The organism is Pseudomonas hygromyciniae (assembly GCF_016925675.1).
Classification (GTDB): Bacteria; Pseudomonadota; Gammaproteobacteria; order Pseudomonadales; family Pseudomonadaceae; genus Aquipseudomonas; species Aquipseudomonas hygromyciniae.
Window position 1 is genome coordinate 1,068,129 of record NZ_CP070506.1, and the last position, 16,966, is coordinate 1,085,094.

Annotated in this window: 15 protein-coding genes; 9 read left to right on the forward strand and 6 right to left on the reverse strand. The window is 61.6% G+C overall.

What is annotated here, in order from left to right; all coding sequences use genetic code 11:
* The first annotated feature begins 38 nt into the window (after positions 1-38).
* Positions 39-2,579: a LuxR C-terminal-related transcriptional regulator gene (locus tag JTY93_RS04630; RefSeq protein ID WP_205478390.1), complete on the forward strand. Its 2,541-nt coding sequence runs from the start codon at positions 39-41 to the stop codon at positions 2,577-2,579.
* Between the two features lie 43 nt (positions 2,580-2,622).
* Here the strand turns inward: JTY93_RS04630 and JTY93_RS04635 are convergent, their stop codons facing one another.
* Entirely contained in the window at positions 2,623-3,411 is a 789-nt protein-coding gene (locus tag JTY93_RS04635; protein WP_205478392.1) for an IclR family transcriptional regulator, read from the reverse strand.
* Between the two features lie 119 nt (positions 3,412-3,530).
* On the opposite strand from JTY93_RS04635, the gene hmgA reads away from it, so the two are divergent.
* The 4 genes from hmgA (at position 3,531) to JTY93_RS04655 (ending at position 8,492) form a co-directional block, all read left to right on the forward strand.
* Entirely contained in the window at positions 3,531-4,814 is a 1,284-nt protein-coding gene (gene hmgA / locus JTY93_RS04640; RefSeq protein ID WP_205478394.1) for a homogentisate 1,2-dioxygenase, read from the forward strand.
* A gap of 3 nt (positions 4,815-4,817) precedes the next feature.
* Positions 4,818-6,116 (forward strand): fumarylacetoacetase, encoded by a 1,299-nt coding sequence (fahA, locus tag JTY93_RS04645; RefSeq protein ID WP_205478396.1) that lies wholly within the window; start codon positions 4,818-4,820, stop codon positions 6,114-6,116.
* Positions 6,117-6,128: 12 nt separating this feature from the next.
* Positions 6,129-6,827: a maleylacetoacetate isomerase gene (gene maiA / locus JTY93_RS04650; RefSeq protein ID WP_205518977.1), complete on the forward strand. Its 699-nt coding sequence runs from the start codon at positions 6,129-6,131 to the stop codon at positions 6,825-6,827.
* Between the two features lie 306 nt (positions 6,828-7,133).
* On the forward strand, positions 7,134-8,492 hold the full coding sequence (locus JTY93_RS04655) for an MFS transporter (protein ID WP_205477104.1): 1,359 nt from the start codon (positions 7,134-7,136) through the stop codon (positions 8,490-8,492).
* Between the two features lie 81 nt (positions 8,493-8,573).
* Here the strand turns inward: JTY93_RS04655 and JTY93_RS04660 are convergent, their stop codons facing one another.
* A complete protein-coding gene (locus tag JTY93_RS04660) occupies positions 8,574-9,377 on the reverse strand; it encodes a SirB1 family protein (protein ID WP_205477103.1) in 804 nt (267 codons plus the stop codon).
* Between the two features lie 185 nt (positions 9,378-9,562).
* Between JTY93_RS04660 and JTY93_RS04665 the strand changes: the two genes are divergently transcribed.
* Positions 9,563-10,582 carry a Leu/Phe/Val dehydrogenase gene (locus JTY93_RS04665; protein WP_205477102.1) on the forward strand — a complete coding sequence of 340 codons (1,020 nt, stop codon included), beginning with the start codon at positions 9,563-9,565 and terminating at the stop codon, positions 10,580-10,582.
* A gap of 53 nt (positions 10,583-10,635) precedes the next feature.
* Here JTY93_RS04665 and JTY93_RS04670 read toward each other — a convergent pair whose 3' ends face one another.
* A complete protein-coding gene (locus JTY93_RS04670) occupies positions 10,636-10,896 on the reverse strand; it encodes a YebG family protein (RefSeq protein ID WP_003188807.1) in 261 nt (86 codons plus the stop codon).
* A 421-nt stretch (positions 10,897-11,317) separates the two neighbouring features.
* Here JTY93_RS04670 and JTY93_RS04675 point away from each other — a divergent pair, with 421 nt between their 5' ends.
* Both JTY93_RS04675 and JTY93_RS04680 read left to right on the forward strand, forming a co-directional pair.
* Complete coding sequence (locus JTY93_RS04675; protein WP_205518978.1) at positions 11,318-11,647, forward strand: DUF6124 family protein; 330 nt, start codon at positions 11,318-11,320, stop codon at positions 11,645-11,647.
* A gap of 316 nt (positions 11,648-11,963) precedes the next feature.
* A complete protein-coding gene (locus JTY93_RS04680) occupies positions 11,964-12,413 on the forward strand; it encodes a phosphate-starvation-inducible protein PsiE (RefSeq protein ID WP_029295539.1) in 450 nt (149 codons plus the stop codon).
* Position 12,414: 1 nt separating this feature from the next.
* Here JTY93_RS04680 and JTY93_RS04685 read toward each other — a convergent pair whose 3' ends face one another.
* The 3 genes from JTY93_RS04685 to JTY93_RS04695 form a co-directional block, all read right to left on the reverse strand.
* On the reverse strand, positions 12,415-12,732 hold the full coding sequence (locus tag JTY93_RS04685; protein ID WP_029295538.1) for a DUF3509 domain-containing protein: 318 nt from the start codon (positions 12,730-12,732) through the stop codon (positions 12,415-12,417).
* A gap of 257 nt (positions 12,733-12,989) precedes the next feature.
* Complete coding sequence (locus JTY93_RS04690; RefSeq protein WP_205477100.1) at positions 12,990-14,279, reverse strand: serine/threonine transporter; 1,290 nt, start codon at positions 14,277-14,279, stop codon at positions 12,990-12,992.
* Positions 14,280-14,339: 60 nt separating this feature from the next.
* Positions 14,340-15,716: an L-serine ammonia-lyase gene (locus JTY93_RS04695; protein WP_205477099.1), complete on the reverse strand. Its 1,377-nt coding sequence runs from the start codon at positions 15,714-15,716 to the stop codon at positions 14,340-14,342.
* Positions 15,717-15,854: 138 nt separating this feature from the next.
* On the opposite strand from JTY93_RS04695, the gene JTY93_RS04700 reads away from it, so the two are divergent.
* Complete coding sequence (locus JTY93_RS04700; RefSeq protein WP_205477098.1) at positions 15,855-16,802, forward strand: LysR substrate-binding domain-containing protein; 948 nt, start codon at positions 15,855-15,857, stop codon at positions 16,800-16,802.
* The last annotated feature ends 164 nt before the right edge of the window (positions 16,803-16,966 follow it).

The window sequence follows — 16,966 nt, forward strand, 5'->3', positions numbered from 1 at the left end:
GGCCGCACGCCGCATAAAAATAAAAAAGGGACGCTGTAATGACCGCCATGACCCGTCGCCTGGATCGTCCTGGATTCATGCCACGTTTGTCTTCCCACCATTTGCTGCGCCCACGCCTGGCCGAGCCGTTGTTGGGGGCCGAGGCGCGGGTCAGGTTGCTGTGTGCGCCGGCCGGCAGTGGCAAGAGTGCCTTGTTGGCCGAATGCGCCCAGCAGGCACCGTCGAGTTGCCAGGTGTATTGGTTGCCGCTCAATGGCACGGCATTGGATCCCCAGGCTTTGTGCCAGCGCCTGGCACAAAGCCTGGGCCTGGCGTTTGTCGATGAAGCCAGCTTGCTGCTGGATTTGAGCCGCTGGCAAGCGCCGGCCTGGCTATTTCTCGATGACTATTGCCGGGTAGCGGCGCCCGCATTGGATGCCTTGCTCGATCGGCTACTGGCGTCCAGTAGCCCGGCCTTGATCTGGTGGCTGGGTGCGCGGCGTCGGCCGGCGTGCAATTGGCCGAGGCTGTTGCTCGATGATGAGTTGTGGGAATGCGGCGGCAGCGAGTTAGCGTTCGATCAGCGCGAGGTCCAGCAACTGCTCGATCATCACGCCGCTGCCGGGCAGTGCGCCGACAAAGTCCTGCAATTTTCTGCGGGCTGGTGCGCAGGCGTGCGTATCGCCCTGCTCGAAGGCGACAACCATCCCGACAGCGGCGCCTGGCATGGGCGTTCGCAAACCTTGCTCGATTATCTGCAACACGAGCTGTTCAGCACCCTGCCTGAAGAATTGGAGGAAGCCTGGCGGGTTCTGGCGCATCTGCCGCGTTTCAACTCGGGATTGTGCGAGCACCTGTTCGGGTTTGGCGATGGCGCCGACTACCTGCGCGACCTTCAGGCCCTGGGTGCGTTTATCGAGCCCTGGGAAGACTCGCCAGACTGGCTGCAGGTCTTCCCGCCCCTGGCCCAGTTGCTGCGCGACGAACCCTGGCCGGCCCGGCGCTCCTGGCATCGGCGCGCCTGCCAATGGTTTACCGCTGCCCAGGATTGGCAGGCGGCGTTTGAGCAGGCGCTGTTGGCTGAGGAATACGAAGTGGCGGTCAGCCTGTTGGAGCACTTCAGCTTTGAAGACTTGTTCCGCCAGCAAAACGCCGTGCTGTTATTGCGTCTGCATGAGCAACATGGCGACGAACTGATGCTCGGTTCGGCGCAACTGGTGGGGCTGGTCACCGCCGCGTTGCTGTTTGCCGGGCGTTTCGACCAGGCCGCACAATGTATCGACCAACTGGCACGCTTCACCCCGCAACCCACAGCCGCCCTGCAACGGCATCTGCTGGCGCGCTGGCAGGCGCAGTGGGGTTGGTTGTTGCATCTTGGGGGGGACGCGGTACCTGCGCGCGAGCATTTTCTGGAGGCGTTGAATGATTTGCCGGAGAGTGCCTGGACGTCGCGGTTAATGTGTTTGTCGGGGCTGACCCAGCAAGCGTTGCTGCGCGGCGAACTGGACGTGGCCCAGGCCCTCAACCGTGAGGCGTTGTGCCTGGCGCGGGCCAATGGGTCGTTGCTGTTGGAGGCGGTGCTGGAACTTGACCATGCGCAACTGCTGGAACAGCGAGGCGCACCTTACCGGGCCCAGAGCCTGTTGGAAGGCGTGCAGGCGATGCTGGTGCAGCAGCGCCTCAAGGCCGGGCCATTGATGGGCCGGATAGCCTTGCGCCGTGGCCACCTGGCCTTGCGCCAGGGGCATGATGCGTTGGCCACCGAGTGCCTCGAAGCGGGCATGGGCATGTGCCTGCACAGCCAGGACAAGCGTGTGCTCTATGGTTTCCTCGGGATGGCGATGCTGGCGGCCAATCGTGGCGATTATGCCCAGGCGTTTATCCAGCTGCGTGACGCCGAACGCCTGATGCAACGCCGGCATGTGCCCGACACGGTGTACCGGGCGGTATTGCTGTTGCTCAGCGGGCACTTCTGGTTACAGCAGGGGCGGGCCGAGCTGACCCAGGAAGCGGTCAGCCGGGTGCTGCGCCACTATCACGGCCCCCAGGCCAAACAGGCACCGCCGGCGACCCTGGAACTGATCCCCCGGCTGGAATACCTGCTGGTGCTGGCCCAAGTCAAACTGCGCCAGGCCGAGCAGCCTATCCAGCGACTCACCGCCTTGCTCGACACCGCCCGCGAGCGCGGCATGCAATGCCTGGAGGTGGAGTTGCACCTGGTATTGGGCGAGGTGGCCTGGCAACTGGGCGAGCGAGCGCAGGCGGTGCGCTCGCTGCAAACCGGGCTGGCCCTGGCGGCACGCTGCCAGGTGCAGCAAGCCGTGCGTGAACTGCGCCTGCGCCAGCCGGGGTTGCTCTGTGAGTTGGGGCTTGAACCTCAAGAGGCGGTGGCGGCACCGGGGGAAAACCCGCTGAGCCAACGGGAATTGGAGGTGCTGCAGCTGATTGCGCTGGGCAACTCCAACCTGGAAATTGCCGATCTGTTGTTTATCTCGCTGCACACCGTAAAGACCCATGCCCGGCGGATCCACAGCAAGCTGGGGGTGGAGCGCCGCACCCAGGCGGTGGCCAAGGCCAAGACCCTGGGCCTGATGGCCTGATTTTCAAGCAACGCAGCTCCCACATTTACCCGCGTGCGTGCAGTCAGGGCTGATACCCCATCCGCCAGCTCACCGCCTGGCTCGCTGCAAGTAATTGCCTGGCCGCGGGCCCATCTTCATCGGCATGGAACAACGAGGTTGGCCCCACCACGGTCATTACCGCCACCACCTGCCCCAGCGCGTTGAAGACCGGCGCCGACAGCGCATCGACCCCCGGCATCAGCAAACCATGCACAAAATGCAGGCCACGCTGGCGAATCTGTTCACAGGCCTGCCTATACGCCTGGTCGTCCGCCAGCGCATGGGCGGTACCGGCCTGGACCTCCTGTGCGCGCAGATCCACGGTTTCCCGCTCCGGCAAAAAGGCACTGAACACCAGCCCGGTTGAGGAACTGAGCAGCGGCAACACCGACCCCAGTTGCGTCACCACCGTGACCGCGCGTACGGCCGGTTCGATATGCACCACGGTCGCGCCGTGGTTGCCCCATACCGCGAGAAAGCAGGTTTCATTCAACTCATCGCGCAGTTGCGCCAGGGGCAGGGTGGCGACTTTCAGCACATCCATGCTGCCCAGCGCCGCCAGCCCCACGCGCAGGGCCTCGCGACCCAGGCCGTAATGGTTGGTGGCGGTGTTCTGCTCGGCAAAACCCGAGGCAATCAGGGCCTGCAAGTAGCGGTGGACCTTGCTGGCGGGCATCTGCACATGTTCGGCCAGGCGCGACAGGGAGGTGGCCGGCGACAGTTCGGCCAGGGCCTTGAGGATGTCGGTGCCGACTTCGGCCGAGCGGACTTTCTGTTTACCGGTGTCGCGGGGAGCGGGCGGCTTTTCCATGGAGAACGTGTGTCCCAAAGACGAATGGCGGTCTTTATAGCTTGACGGTCGATACGGAGCAAATTACGTTATGCGTAACTGGATTACGATAAAAACAACTTCCTTACTGAGGACGATCCATGACCCTCGATTATCAATCGGGCTTTGGCAATGAATTCGCCAGCGAAGCCTTGCCCGGTGCACTGCCGGTCGGCCAGAACTCCCCGCAAAAAGCGCCCTACGGGCTGTACACCGAGCTGTTCTCCGGTACCGCCTTCACTATGGTGCGCAGCGAAGCCCGGCGCACGTGGATGTATCGCATCCAGCCGTCGGCCAATCACCCGGCATTCATCAAGCTGGAACGGCAACTGGCCGGTGGCCCGCTGGGTGAGGTCACGCCCAACCGCCTGCGCTGGAACCCGCTGGATGTTCCCGCAGAACCCACCGACTTTATCGATGGGCTGGTGGCCATGGTGGCCAACGCCGTCGCCGAAAGGCCCTCAGGCATCAGCATCTATCACTACTGCGCCAACCGCTCCATGGAGCGCGTGTTCTTTAACGCCGACGGCGAACTGTTGATCGTTCCCGAGCAAGGCCGCCTGCGCATCGCCACCGAGTTGGGCGTGCTGGAGGTCGAGCCGCTGGAAATTGTCGTGTTGCCTCGGGGCCTGAAATTTCGCATCGAGCTGCTGGATGCCCAGGCTCGCGGTTACGTCGCCGAAAACCATGGTGCACCGTTGCGCCTGCCGGACCTGGGGCCGATTGGCAGCAATGGCCTGGCCAACCCCCGGGACTTCCTGACCCCGGTCGCCCACTACGAAGACCTTTCCCAACCCACGCCCCTGGTGCAGAAATTCCTCGGCGAGCTGTGGGGCTGCACCCTGGATCATTCGCCGCTGAACGTGGTGGCCTGGCACGGCAACAACGTGCCGTACAAATACGACCTGCGACGCTTCAACACCATCGGTACGGTGAGTTTCGATCACCCGGACCCGTCGATCTTTACTGTGTTGACCTCGCCCACCAGCGTCCACGGCCTGGCCAACCTCGACTTCGTGATCTTCCCGCCGCGCTGGATGGTGGCCGAGAACACCTTCCGGCCACCGTGGTTCCACCGCAACCTGATGAACGAATACATGGGCCTGATCCAGGGCGCCTACGATGCCAAGGCCGAAGGCTTCCTGCCGGGCGGCGCGTCGCTGCACAGTTGCATGAGCGCCCATGGTCCGGATGGCGAGACCTGCACCAAGGCCATCGCCGTAGACCTGGCGCCGCACAAGATCGATAACACCATGGCCTTCATGTTCGAGACCAGCCAGGTGCTGCGCCCGACCCGGTTCGCCCTGGACTGCCCGCAACTGCAAAACACTTACGACGCTTGCTGGGCCACGTTGCCGGCAACCTTCAACCCGAATCGGAGATAAACCATGACTCAGTCCACTCTCACCCGTAGTTGGGTGGCCTCGGCCAACGGTCACACGGATTTCCCCCTGCAGAACCTGCCCCTGGGCATCTTCAGCCTCAACGGTTCGGCGCCGCGCAGTGGCGTGGCGATTGGCGAGCATATTTTTGATCTGCAGGCCGCCCGTGAGCTGTTTGACGGTGACGCGCGCCGCGCCATCGACGCCATGGCAGGCGGCCAATTGAACGCCTTCTTCGAACTGGGCCGTGGCCCACGGGTTGCCCTGCGCGAACGCCTGCTGGAACTGCTGGCCGAGGGCAGCGAACAGCAGGCCAAGCTGCAAGCCCTGGGCGCCCAGGTGTTGCCGCTGGCCGCCGATTGCCAGATGCACCTGCCGGCAAAAATCAACGACTACACCGACTTCTACGTCGGCATCGAGCACGCGCAGAACGTCGGCAAACTGTTCCGCCCCGACAACCCCTTGCTGCCCAACTACAAGTACGTGCCGATCGGTTATCACGGCCGCGCCTCGACCATCCGTACCTCCGGCACCGACGTACGCCGGCCTAAGGGCCAGACCCTGCCAGCCGGCCAGACCGAACCGACTTTCGGCCCCTGCGCACGCCTGGACTATGAATTGGAACTGGGCATCTGGATCGGCCAGGGCAACGCCATGGGCGACTCGATTGCCATTGGCGACGCCGCCGAGCATATCGCCGGCTTCTGCCTGCTCAACGACTGGTCAGCGCGGGATATCCAGGCCTGGGAATACCAGCCGCTGGGGCCGTTCCTGTCCAAAAGCTTTATCACCAGCATCTCGCCGTGGGTGGTCACCGCCGAAGCCCTGGAACCGTTCCGCAAGGCCCAGCCCGCACGCCCGGGCGGTGACCCGCAGCCGCTGCCGTACCTGCTGGACACCCGTGACCAGGCCGCTGGCGGCTTTGATATCGAACTGGAAGTGCTGCTCACCACGGCCGCGATGCGCGAGCAGAACCTGCCAGCCCATCGCCTGACCCTGAGTAACACCCAGCACATGTATTGGACCGTGGCGCAAATGGTCGCGCACCACAGTGTCAATGGCTGCCAATTGCAGGCAGGCGACCTGTTTGGTTCCGGCACCTTGTCGGGCCCTGAGGCCGGCCAGTTCGGCAGCCTGCTGGAAATCACCGAAGGCGGGAAAAAGCCCATCGAACTGGCCTCGGGCGAGGTGCGCAAATTCCTTGAAGACGGCGACGAAATCATCCTGCGTGCCCGCTGCCAGCGTGATGGATTTGCCTCCATCGGCTTTGGCGAATGCCGTGGCACCGTAGTCGCGGCGCGCTAAGAGGGCCGGGGCATGGAACTCTATACCTACTACCGTTCCACGGCGTCCTATCGGGTGCGCATCGCGCTGGCACTCAAGGGCCTGGCGTTCACCGCGCTGCCGGTCAACCTGCTGGTACCCAAGGGCGGCGCCAATCGCCAGCCCGAATACCTGGCGATCAACCCGCAGGGCCGTGTCCCGGCTTTGCGCACCGATGAAGGTGAGCTGCTGATCCAGTCGCCGGCGATCATCGAGTACCTGGATGAACGTTATCCACAGCCCGCGCTACTGGCCGAGGACCTGGCGACCCGCGCCCATGAGCGCGCGGTGGCCGCGATCATCGGCTGTGATATTCACCCGCTGCACAACTCCAGCACCCAGAACCTGTTGCGCCAGTGGGGGCATGACGAAGCGCAGTTGCTGGAATGGATCGGGCATTGGATCAGCCTGGGCCTGGGCGCCGTTGAGCAATTAATTGGCGACCAGGGTTACTGCTTTGGCGAGCAGCCTGGCTTGGCGGATACCTTCCTGATCCCTCAGTTGTACGCGGCGGAGCGCTTCAAGGTGGCACTGGACAACTATCCACGGATCCTGCGTGTCGCGGCCTTGGCAGCCAAACATCCTGCGTTCATCCAGGCCCACCCCTCCAACCAACCTGACACCCCCCTAACCCCTGTAGGAGCCGGCTTGCCTGCGATGGCCATAAGTATCTACACAACTTTCACAAACTGATGAACTCCCCCGTGGCGAGCGGGCTTGTCCCGCGCTGGGCTGCGAAGCAGCCTCAATAAGCCCGCCGCGTTTCTTCATATAAACCGCGATAGGCGGGTTTAGGGCTGCTTCGCAGCCCAGCGCGGGACAAGCCCGCTCGCCACAACTGCGCTATATGCCTGGATCTAGGCGTTGCGGCAAAGTTGTGTAGATACCGATGCTGCGATGGCAGTGTGTCAGTCAATATTCCTATGGCTGATACACCGCCATCGCAGGCAAGCCAGCTCCTACAAGTGATACCCATAAAAACAAAATAGGTACCTTGCGATGCACAATCAGATTGCCAGCTTTCGCGCGGCACTCGACGCCCGTCCGGTGTCGCGCTATCAGCGGTTGATTCTTCTGTTGTTGGCGTTGTTGCTGGTGACCGATGGCTACGATGCCCAGGTGCTGGGTTATGTAGTGCCGGCACTGGCCCAGGACTGGGGCCTGGAAAAAGCCGCCTTCGGCCCAGTATTCAGTGCCAACCTGCTGGGGCTGACCCTTGGCTCCCTGGCGGTGACGCCCTTGGCGGATCGCTTTGGCGTGCGCCGTATTTTGCTCGCTTGCGTGCTGATCTACGCCAGTCTCACGGTGTTGATGGTGTTCGCCAATTCCCTCGAAACGCTGATGGTCGCGCGTTTTATCTGCGGTATTGGCATGGGCGGCGCGATGCCCAGTGCCATGGCCTTGATGTCGGAGTATTCGCCACCGCGCATGCGCACCCTGATGGTGACGTTGGCGGCCTGTGGCTTCTCGTTCGGCGGGGCGGCGGGTGGTTTTGTCGCGGCGGGCTTTATCGACAGCTTCGGCTGGCAGGCGGTGTTTCTCGCAGGTGGCGTGACGCCATTGCTGTTGTTCCCGTTTCTGGCATGGCTGCTGCCTGAGTCCTTACCACGTTTGTTGCGCGATGCGCCGCCCTATGCGCGCCTGCAAAAAGTCACGGCGCGCATGCTGCCAGGCTGGCAGGCACCGGCGGCCAGCGAAGAGCAGAATCGCCAGGAACAGGGCAGCAAACTGACGGTGGTGGAGTTGTTCCGCAATGGTTATGCGCGGCCAACGTTGCTGATCTGGTCGACCTTTTTCGTCAGCCTAATCCTGCTGTATTTCATGATCAGTTGGTTGCCGTCACTGTTGCTGGAAAGTGGCATGGCCTTGAATAAAGCCAACCTGGTGACTTCGATGTTCCTGTTCGCCGGCACCTTGGGCGCGATTGGCATGGCCTGGTTTGCCGACCGCCTGAAAAGCAAAGTGCGCTTGCTCTCGGGTGTGCTGGCGGCCGCAGCGGTGTGCACGATTCTGCTGGGGCTCAATCACGACAACCCGCATTACCTGGTGGCGTTTGTGTTTGCGGCGGGCTTTTGCATCATCGGTGGCCAGTTGACCCTCAATGCCTTTGCCAGCAACTTCTATCCAGCCCATGTGCGGGCCACGGGCACGGGGTGGGCGTTGGGTGTCGGGCGCTTTGGTTCGATCCTGGGGCCGCTGTTTGGCAGCATGCTGCTGGCGATGCATGTCCCGGTGCAGCAGATTTTCTTCTTCTGCGCGATTCCGGCGGTGATTGCTGCGTTGTTGATCATTCAGGTGCGTTCGCCCGGGGCCACGACGCCAAAAGATTCACTGCGTGGCGATATCCTCAAAACCTGAAGAGCACCATGCTTACCTGGGGGGCTGTCGAGCCCCGGCGAGGCTGCGATGGGGGTGATGCGGTTTAACGGTCGGCCCCCTTCAATGCACCACCGCGCCAGGTGGCAGGTGGCCCAGGCGTTCAGTCAGGCGCAGCCGCTGCACCGGGTCTTCACTGAGCAACAGCGCATGCTCAAGATCGAAGCGCTCGGCATTCGGGCAATCCAGATGCTTGTACAGACTGGCCCTCGCCAGATAGTCAGCGGCATTGGCGTCGCCCAGTTCCAGCACCCGTTCGGCATCGATCAGCGCAGCCAGGTGATTGTCATTGGCCACGTGCAGTTGCCGCAGGTTGCGCGACAGCCGTTGCAGGATCAGCCGCGGCTCGGCGCTGCGCAAGTGTTCGGCTTGCAGCTTGAGATTGGGGCCGTACTGACGTTGCAGCAATTCGCGGCAGTCGTTGGGGTACAGCCGCCGCCCGCCACAAGGATCGAGCAAATGATCGGCACCGCTCACCCGTAGCAGGAAATGCCCCGGAAAGTTGACCCCAGCCATGGGAATTCCCAGGCGCCGCGCCAACTCCAGGGCAATCAGACCCAGGGCCAGGGGTTGCCCGCGTCGGCGCTGCAACACCTTGTCCAACAGTGCGGCGGCGGGGCGCAAGGGGGTGAAATCGTCCTGGGCGAACCCCAGGTCGTTCATTATCCGCAGCAACGGCTGGCCCAACTCATCGGCCGGCAGCAGCGGCATGGCAAGGCTGACCTGCTGATGCAGCACCGCGAAGTCAGCCAGGATTACCCGTGGCTCCACAGCAGGGTCATGCTCGGCGGCGATCCATAAGGCGGCCTCGAACAGCGCCGGAGGCGAGCGGTGCAGACAGTCGAAAAAGGCTTGGCGGGGATTCATTGCATTCTCCGTCGGATGTCCCGTTTTAGCCTTGCCGAGAACTTTCGTCCAGTTTCTTAGGACCAGGCCTACTTGGTTATGTCGCAAATCCTGTAATTACGGGCTGCTTATTCCTGCTCGCTCCGGCAACCTTTTCCCGGCGGCCTATACTTGGCGACTACAAGTAGTCATTCGGGAGCTTGACGATGTTTGCTCTCATGCACAGCACCCGCCTTGAATCCCTACACCTGAGCGTTGACCCGGTGACCGGGTTGAAGGCGGTCATTGCCATTCACAGCAGTCGCCTGGGGCCGGCCCTGGGTGGCTGTCGCTACCTGGCCTATCCCGACGACGAAAGCGCTGTGGCCGACGCCGCACGCCTGGCCCAGGGCATGAGCTACAAAGCGGCGCTGGCCGGCTTGCCAGTGGGCGGCGGCAACGCGGTGATCATCCGTCCCGCCCATGTGGAAAGCCGCGCCGCGCTGTTCGAAGCCTTCGGCCGATGTATCGAGCAACTCGATGGCCGCTACATCACCGCCATCGACAGCGGCACCTCCGTGGCCGACATGGACTGCATCGCCCAGCACACACGTTTTGTCACCAGCACCACTGCCGCCGGCGACCCGTCGCCCCACGCGGCCATGGGCGTATTCGCCGGCATCCGCACCGCCGCCATGGCCCGCCTGGGCAGCGACAACCTGGAGGGCCTGCGCGTGGCAATCCAGGGCCTGGGCAACGTCGGCTACGCCCTGGCCGAACAACTGCACGCCGCTGGCGCCGAGTTACTGGTCAGCGATATCGACCCTGGCAAAGTGCAACTGGCCATGGAGCAACTGGGCGCCCACCCGATTGCCAACGACGCCTTACTCAGCACCCCGTGCGACATCCTCGCGCCCTGCGGCCTGGGCGCGGTGCTCAATCGCCAGAGCGTCGCCCAACTGCGCTGCGCCGCCGTGGCCGGCTCGGCCAGTGCGCAACTGACCCACCTGCAAGTGGCCGACCAGTTGGAGGCACGTGGCATCCTCTACGCACCGGATTACGTGATCAACTCCGGTGGCCTGATCTACGTCGCCCTCAAGCATAGTGGCGCGGACCTGGCGACTATCACCGCACACCTGTCCAACATCGGTACACGGCTGACCGAAATCTTCGCCCACGCCCAAGCCGAAAAACGCTCACCCGCGCGGGTCGCCGATGAACTGGCCGAGCGCCTGCTGTACGCCTAGCACTTATTAAAAAGGCCCTGAATCATCGATTCAGGGCCTGTTCAATTCGGGCTTTATTCCGCCGCGGGGTTCAGCAGTTCGGACAACGCGTCCGGCTGGCTCTTGAACGCCTTGGCAAACACATCGCGATTCTTCGCCATGTAGATCCCGGCTTCCTCCACCTGCTGCTCACTCAGGGACGGCACGGCTTTTTGCAACACTTCTGCGAGCAACTCAGCGAGTTCAAGCATCTTGTCATGACGGTCAGCTTCGGCTTTATCCATGAACAAACGCTCCAGATCTCGGCTGCTGCGGTATACCACTTCGACGGCCATTCACCACCTCACATGCCTTCACGATAGTTGTCTATTGCGACTACTGTATTTATATACAGCTAAAAGGATAAGCCAATCCAGGGGGTTTGGGTAGCAGCTTTTTAATGTAGTCGGGAAATGGGGCTTTGCTACAAGGGAAATTTCTGACAACTTGCCGGGGTTGCGCTGGATTTGTCCGGTGGCTTACCTTCCTCGGGCGCTGCGTATGCAGCGAGTGGGCTTGGCGGCCCAGCAAGGAAAGCGCAACAACCCTCAATGAGCTTGCAGGCATTTTTTGCATTTGCATTCTGTCATGGCGGGTTGCGCATGGACCCTTCGGGGTGCCGGGTTGCTTCCTTACCGGTCCGCCAACCTTGTGCAATCCGTCACCCAACCTGCTTGGCGGCAGGCGGTGATGGTTTCTTTTCTAAGGAACTACACCATGAAAAAACATTCCCCCAACCCCCCAGACAACTCACGCAATGACGCTCGGCTGCAAGCGGCTGCCAATCGGGCCATTGATCACTACTTGCGGTCTGAATCGCCTCAACCTGCTCCGGAGCCCCCCGCGACACTTTTCAGCGTAACGCCTCGGGCTGATGCGCAAACGTTGCTGGTCAACGCCAGCGAAACCTTGAACAGTGCCCGTGAAATGGCAAGTACATTGGCATTCGACCTTGATGGTTCACAGCGCAGCTTGCTGCTGGCGATTCACCAGTTGGTGGAGATGAGCGGTTTGCTGGTGGACCGAGCGCTGGAGCAGGTCGCATAAGTTAATGCCAATCTGTAGGAGCTGGCTTGCCAGCGAAAATCGTCAACGATAACGCAGGGTGCCTGATACCCCGCGCGGTTCTCAGGTTCTTCGCTGGCAAGCCAGCTCCTACAGGATCGGTATTAGTGTTGAGTTTTCTGTTGTTCCATTGATTGAAGTGCCTCATATCAACTCGCCATCATCTCACTCTGCAATCCCTGGCCTTTTTTCTGCATGCCTAACGATCGTCACGCCGAACGGGCATTATCCGATCCGCCGTGAGGCACGACGCAGGTATTGGCCGGGTTGGCTATTTTTTAAACAGTGGTGGTGAGCAATGACAGAAATGAAGTGGGCCGACAAAGTGCGCAAAAGCTTGCACGCGAACGCTGATTCCCTGGGCAATCTGGCGGTGGAGGCGTTTCACTACCTGGCGCTGTTTGGCATCGGTGCAATCACCGCCTATGCGGCTGTGCTGACCTTTATCGACATGTTGCAAAAAGGTGGCATCAGCGTTGATGACATCCTGTTGCTGTTTATCTACCTGGAGCTGGGCGCCATGGTGGGGATATATTTCAAGACCAACCACATGCCCATCCGCTTCCTGCTCTATGTGGCGATCACCGCATTGACCCGCCTGCTGATCGGCGACGTGTCCCACCACAATGCCCCGGACCTGGGCATCATTTACCTGTGCGGTGGGATTCTGCTGTTGGCGTTTGCCATCCTGGTGGTGCGCTTTGCGTCGTCGCGTTACCCATCGGTCAAGGAAAAGTCCGAGTCCTGAGTCAGAGCCCGGCCGTGATCGGCGGCCGGTTGCTCGGCGGGCGCTGCAGCAGTTTGTGACTGTCGCCGTCGGTCATTACCGCCAGGATCTCCATGGCGCTGTGCCCCTGTTCAATGGCAATACCGAATTGCACGCTTTGCACCAGGCGTTTGAGGCGTTGTGGGTCGTTGCGCTGTTCGGCGCTGATCATGCGTTTGGCAACCACGCCGCTGTCGTCGGAGAGGGTCAGCATGATGCTGCCGTCCAGGCGCTGGATGCTCAGGTTGACCCGGTATTTTGGGGTGAACGTGTCGGTGATCAGCTGAAAAGGATTGTCCATGGTGCGTCACCGCCTGATAAGAACATGCACTGATTGACGACCGGTATGGGGATTGGTTCGTGTTGCCTGACCACCGGTCACAAGCTCCGTTTTCCTTCAGTGGGTGTACAGCAAGGCGCGTGCCGTAAAGCAATCTTTCAGACGATGAGTTGCCCGTGTGGGAGCGGGCTTGCCCGCGATTGCGGTGGATCAGCCAACCATTCAGTGACTGACATACCGCTATCGCGGGCAAGCCCGCTCCTACAGGGTGGTCTGTTTCAGGGCACCAGCGAGAAAATGACCGCAGACAGCGCAATCAACCCCAGCAGCACCACAAATACGTTCGATACCTGGCCCGAATACTGGCGCAGCGGTGGCACGCGGCGGATGGCGTACATCGGCATCAGGAACAGCAAGCACGCGATGATCGGTCCGCCCATGGTTTCGATCATGCCCAGGATGCTTGGGTTGAAGGTGGCGACGGCCCAGCAGCTGAGGATCATGAACACGGCGGTGCAACGTTCCAGCCAGCGCGCCGACAAGGTGCGGTTGCGCCCGCGCAGGGATTTGACGATCAGGCCCTGGAAGCCTTCGCTGGCGCCGATGTAGTGGCCGAGGAAGGATTTGGTGATGGCCACCAGCGCGATCAATGGCGCGGCGTAGGCGATCACCGGGGTCTGGAAGTGGTTGGCCAGGTAGGACAGGATCGAGATGTTCTGTGCCTTGGCGGCCGCGAGGTCGGCGGGTGACAGGGCCAGTACGCAACTGAAGCAGAAGAACATCACGGTGAGCACCATCATGCCGTGGGCCATGGCCAGGATGCCGCTGCTCTTGCGTTCGGCTTGGGCGCCGTACACGCGTTTCTGGTCCACCGCGAAGGCCGAGATGATCGGTGAATGGTTAAACGAAAACACCATCACCGGAATCGCCAGCCACAGGGTCTTGAAGAATGCCGGCAGGGGCATGCCCTCGCTGGCGGAGGCAAAGAACGCACCATTCCAGTTGGGGATCAGGCTCAGCGCCAGCAACAGCAAGGCGGCGACAAACGGGTAGACCAGCACGCTCATGGCCTTGACGATCACGCCCTGGCCACAGCGCACAATGGCCATCAGGCCGAGGATCAGTACCAGGGACAGAATCGCCCGTGGCGGCGGGGTCATGTGCAGTTGGTGTTCCATGAAACTGCCTAGGGTGTTGGTCAGCGCAACGCTGTACACCAGCAGGATCGGGAAGATGGCGAAAAAGTACAGCAGGGTGATCAGCTTGCCGGCGCCAACGCCGAAATGTTCTTCCACCACGTCCGTAATGTCGCCGGATTTGCCCGACAGCACAAAACGCGTCAGCCCACGGTGGGCGAAGAAGGTCATGGGGAAGGCCAGCAGCGCCAGGATGATCAATGGCCAGAAGCCACCGACCCCGGCGTTGATCGGCAGGAACAGGGTGCCGGCACCGATGGCGGTGCCGTAGAGGCCCAGCATCCAGGTGGTGTCGTGCTTGCTCCAGCCGGTGGTTACGGTTTGCGTGACAGAAGCGGGATTTTCGGCAGCAGGTGTACGTACATCGGTCATCGTTATTGCCTCGTTATTATTTTTGCGCGGGCTCACGTATGGGGCGGGTCGTCGTGCTCCTCAGCACTCCACCCAGCTGACGGCCAGGCCGCCCCGTGAAGTTTCTTTGTATTTGTCATGCATGTCGGCGCCGGTATCGCGCATGGTGCGGATCACCCGGTCGAGTGAGATAAAGTGCTTGCCGTCGCCGCGCAGGGCCATTTGCGTGGCGTTGATGGCTTTTACGGCGGCGATGGCATTGCGCTCGATACAGGGCACCTGGACTAGGCCACCCACTGGGTCGCAGGTCAGGCCGAGGTTGTGTTCCAGGCCGATTTCGGCGGCGTTTTCCAGTTGCTCGGGGGTGGCGCCGAGGATATCCGCCAGACCCGCAGCGGCCATGGCGCAGGCCGAGCCGACTTCGCCCTGGCAGCCGACTTCGGCGCCGGAGATCGAGGCGTTTTTCTTGCACAGGATGCCGACGGCGGCGGCAGCCAGGAAGAAATTGACCACATCATCATCAGACGCGTCGGCGTTGAATTTCATGTAGTAGTGCAGCACTGCCGGAATGATCCCGGCCGCGCCATTGGTCGGCGCGGTGACCATGCGCCCACCGGCGGCGTTTTCTTCGTTGACGGCGAGGGCGAACAGGTTGACCCATTCCATGGCCGACAAGGTCGAGGTGATCACATTCGGTTTGCCGATTTCCAGCAGGCTACGGTGCAGCTTGGCGGCGCGGCGCGGTACATCCAGGCCGCCGGGCAAGATGCCCTCATCGCGCAGGCCTTGCTCGACGCACTCGCGCATCACCGACCAGATATGCAGCAGGCCGCTACGGATGTCTTCGTCGCTGCGCCAGGCGCGCTCGTTGGCCATCATCAATTCGGAAACCCGCAGGCCGTGCTTGTTGCACAGGGCCAGCAGTTCGACGGCGCTGGAAAAGTCGTAGGGCAGTTCTACATCGCTGGTGGGAGCAATACCCGACTCGGCTTCCGCGGCCTCGATGATGAAACCACCGCCTACTGAGTAGTAGGTCTGTTCGCTCAACAGGCCGTTTGCCCCATAGGCATGCAGGGACATGGCGTTGGGGTGGTAGGGCAGGCTTTCTTCCAGCAGCAGGAGATCGTGCTGCCAGTTGAAGGAGATTTCTTGGGTGCCGGCAAGCAACAATCGGCGTGATTCGCGCAGCTGCTGGATACGCGGCCCGATCGAGGTAGGGTCAACCCGATCTGGCCATTCGCCCATTAACCCCATTACGCACGCACGGTCGGTGGCATGGCCCACGCCGGTGGCGGACAGCGAGCCGTACAGGCGCACTTCCACACGCTGGGTTTGCTCCAGCAATTGGTGGTCGGTGAGGGACTGGGCGAAGGTTGCCGCTGCCCGCATGGGGCCCACGGTATGGGAGCTGGACGGGCCGATGCCCACCTTGAATAGATCAAAAACGCTGATAGCCATGCTAAAGCCTTACAAGCTATGGAGTAGGAAATCGCTGCCATTGTTTGTAGGACAAGCGGAAGTGGCGCGATACTGAGCCTCTAGATCGGCACTGACCAACGAATTATCCTAAGACACCCTTTAGCAGGACTAAACTCTATGGCCCGCCCCCTGCATGCTCAGACCTATGTCTGGTTGCACGTATTTGCCTGTGCCGCACGGCATTTATCCTTTACCCGTTGCGCTGAAGAACTGCACATCACTCCCGGGGCGGTCAGCCAGCAGATTCGCCAATTGGAAGAGCGCCTGGGCTTTCGCCTGTTTCATCGCCGGGCGCGCGGCGTGGAGCTGAGTGCCGAGGGACAGCGGCTGGCGGTCACGGTGAATGAGGCCTACGGCAGCATCGATGCCGAGTTGCAGCGCCTGGATGCGGGGATGATCAGCGGCACCTTGCGCCTGCGCTCGATTCCGTCATTCCTCGGCAAATGGTTGACGCCGCGCCTGCCGCGTTTGCAGCAGCGTTTTCCGGATATCCAGCTGCGACTGGTGGCCGAAGACAGCAGCATCGCCTTGCACGAAGGCGACTTCGATCTGGCCATCGACCTTAACGACGGCAGTTATCCGGGTTTGTTATCCACAGCCTTGCTGGATGAGCAGATATTCCCGGTGTGCGCGCCGAGCCTGTTGCGCGGTCGGCCGCCGCTGCACGGCCCGGCCGACCTGGCCCATTTCCCGTTACTGCACGACATCACCGCATGGCGTGGGAGTTATGAGTACGCGGAGTGGGAGTTTTACCTGAATGCTATCGGCTATCACGACGCAGACGTGCGGCGCGGCCACACCTTCAATCGCAACCACCTGACCATCGAGGCTGCCATTGCCGGCATGGGCGTGGCGATTGCCCGGCGCACCCTGCTCAATGATGAATTGGAGCGCGGCACCCTGATCGTGCCGTTCGGGCTCGCGGTGCCGAATCACAAGCGCTACGTGCTGCTCTATGCGCCAGGCGCGCTGAACCATCCCGGCGTGCGTGCGGTGCATGACTGGCTGGTGGAAGAAGCAGGGATTTTTCGCGGATTGCACCCCTTGGGAGAGGGTCAATTGTGAGGATTTTCGCAGTTGGGCGGGTGTACCCAACTCCCGACCATAACAGCGCTTTGGGCGGATGTCAGACTTAATTTGTAATGTAGGATTTATCTTTGCGTAGGGGTTGAATTGTTCCGTCAGGTGCTCAATTGTGTAATCAAGAGGTCATGGTTTCACCGCTTCGG

What these genes read in the sequence shown, in the direction of transcription:
- JTY93_RS04630 (WP_205478390.1), top strand. Translation starts at nt 39, where the DNA reads ATGACCGCCATGACCCGTCGCCTGGATCGTCCTGGATTCATGCCACGT.
- JTY93_RS04635 (WP_205478392.1), bottom strand. Translation starts at nt 3,411, where the DNA reads ATGGAAAAGCCGCCCGCTCCCCGCGACACCGGTAAACAGAAAGTCCGC.
- hmgA (WP_205478394.1), top strand. Translation starts at nt 3,531, where the DNA reads ATGACCCTCGATTATCAATCGGGCTTTGGCAATGAATTCGCCAGCGAA.
- fahA (WP_205478396.1), top strand. Translation starts at nt 4,818, where the DNA reads ATGACTCAGTCCACTCTCACCCGTAGTTGGGTGGCCTCGGCCAACGGT.
- maiA (WP_205518977.1), top strand. Translation starts at nt 6,129, where the DNA reads ATGGAACTCTATACCTACTACCGTTCCACGGCGTCCTATCGGGTGCGC.
- JTY93_RS04655 (WP_205477104.1), top strand. Translation starts at nt 7,134, where the DNA reads ATGCACAATCAGATTGCCAGCTTTCGCGCGGCACTCGACGCCCGTCCG.
- JTY93_RS04660 (WP_205477103.1), bottom strand. Translation starts at nt 9,377, where the DNA reads ATGAATCCCCGCCAAGCCTTTTTCGACTGTCTGCACCGCTCGCCTCCG.
- JTY93_RS04665 (WP_205477102.1), top strand. Translation starts at nt 9,563, where the DNA reads ATGTTTGCTCTCATGCACAGCACCCGCCTTGAATCCCTACACCTGAGC.
- JTY93_RS04670 (WP_003188807.1), bottom strand. Translation starts at nt 10,896, where the DNA reads ATGGCCGTCGAAGTGGTATACCGCAGCAGCCGAGATCTGGAGCGTTTG.
- JTY93_RS04675 (WP_205518978.1), top strand. Translation starts at nt 11,318, where the DNA reads ATGAAAAAACATTCCCCCAACCCCCCAGACAACTCACGCAATGACGCT.
- JTY93_RS04680 (WP_029295539.1), top strand. Translation starts at nt 11,964, where the DNA reads ATGACAGAAATGAAGTGGGCCGACAAAGTGCGCAAAAGCTTGCACGCG.
- JTY93_RS04685 (WP_029295538.1), bottom strand. Translation starts at nt 12,732, where the DNA reads ATGGACAATCCTTTTCAGCTGATCACCGACACGTTCACCCCAAAATAC.
- JTY93_RS04690 (WP_205477100.1), bottom strand. Translation starts at nt 14,279, where the DNA reads ATGACCGATGTACGTACACCTGCTGCCGAAAATCCCGCTTCTGTCACG.
- JTY93_RS04695 (WP_205477099.1), bottom strand. Translation starts at nt 15,716, where the DNA reads ATGGCTATCAGCGTTTTTGATCTATTCAAGGTGGGCATCGGCCCGTCC.
- JTY93_RS04700 (WP_205477098.1), top strand. Translation starts at nt 15,855, where the DNA reads ATGGCCCGCCCCCTGCATGCTCAGACCTATGTCTGGTTGCACGTATTT.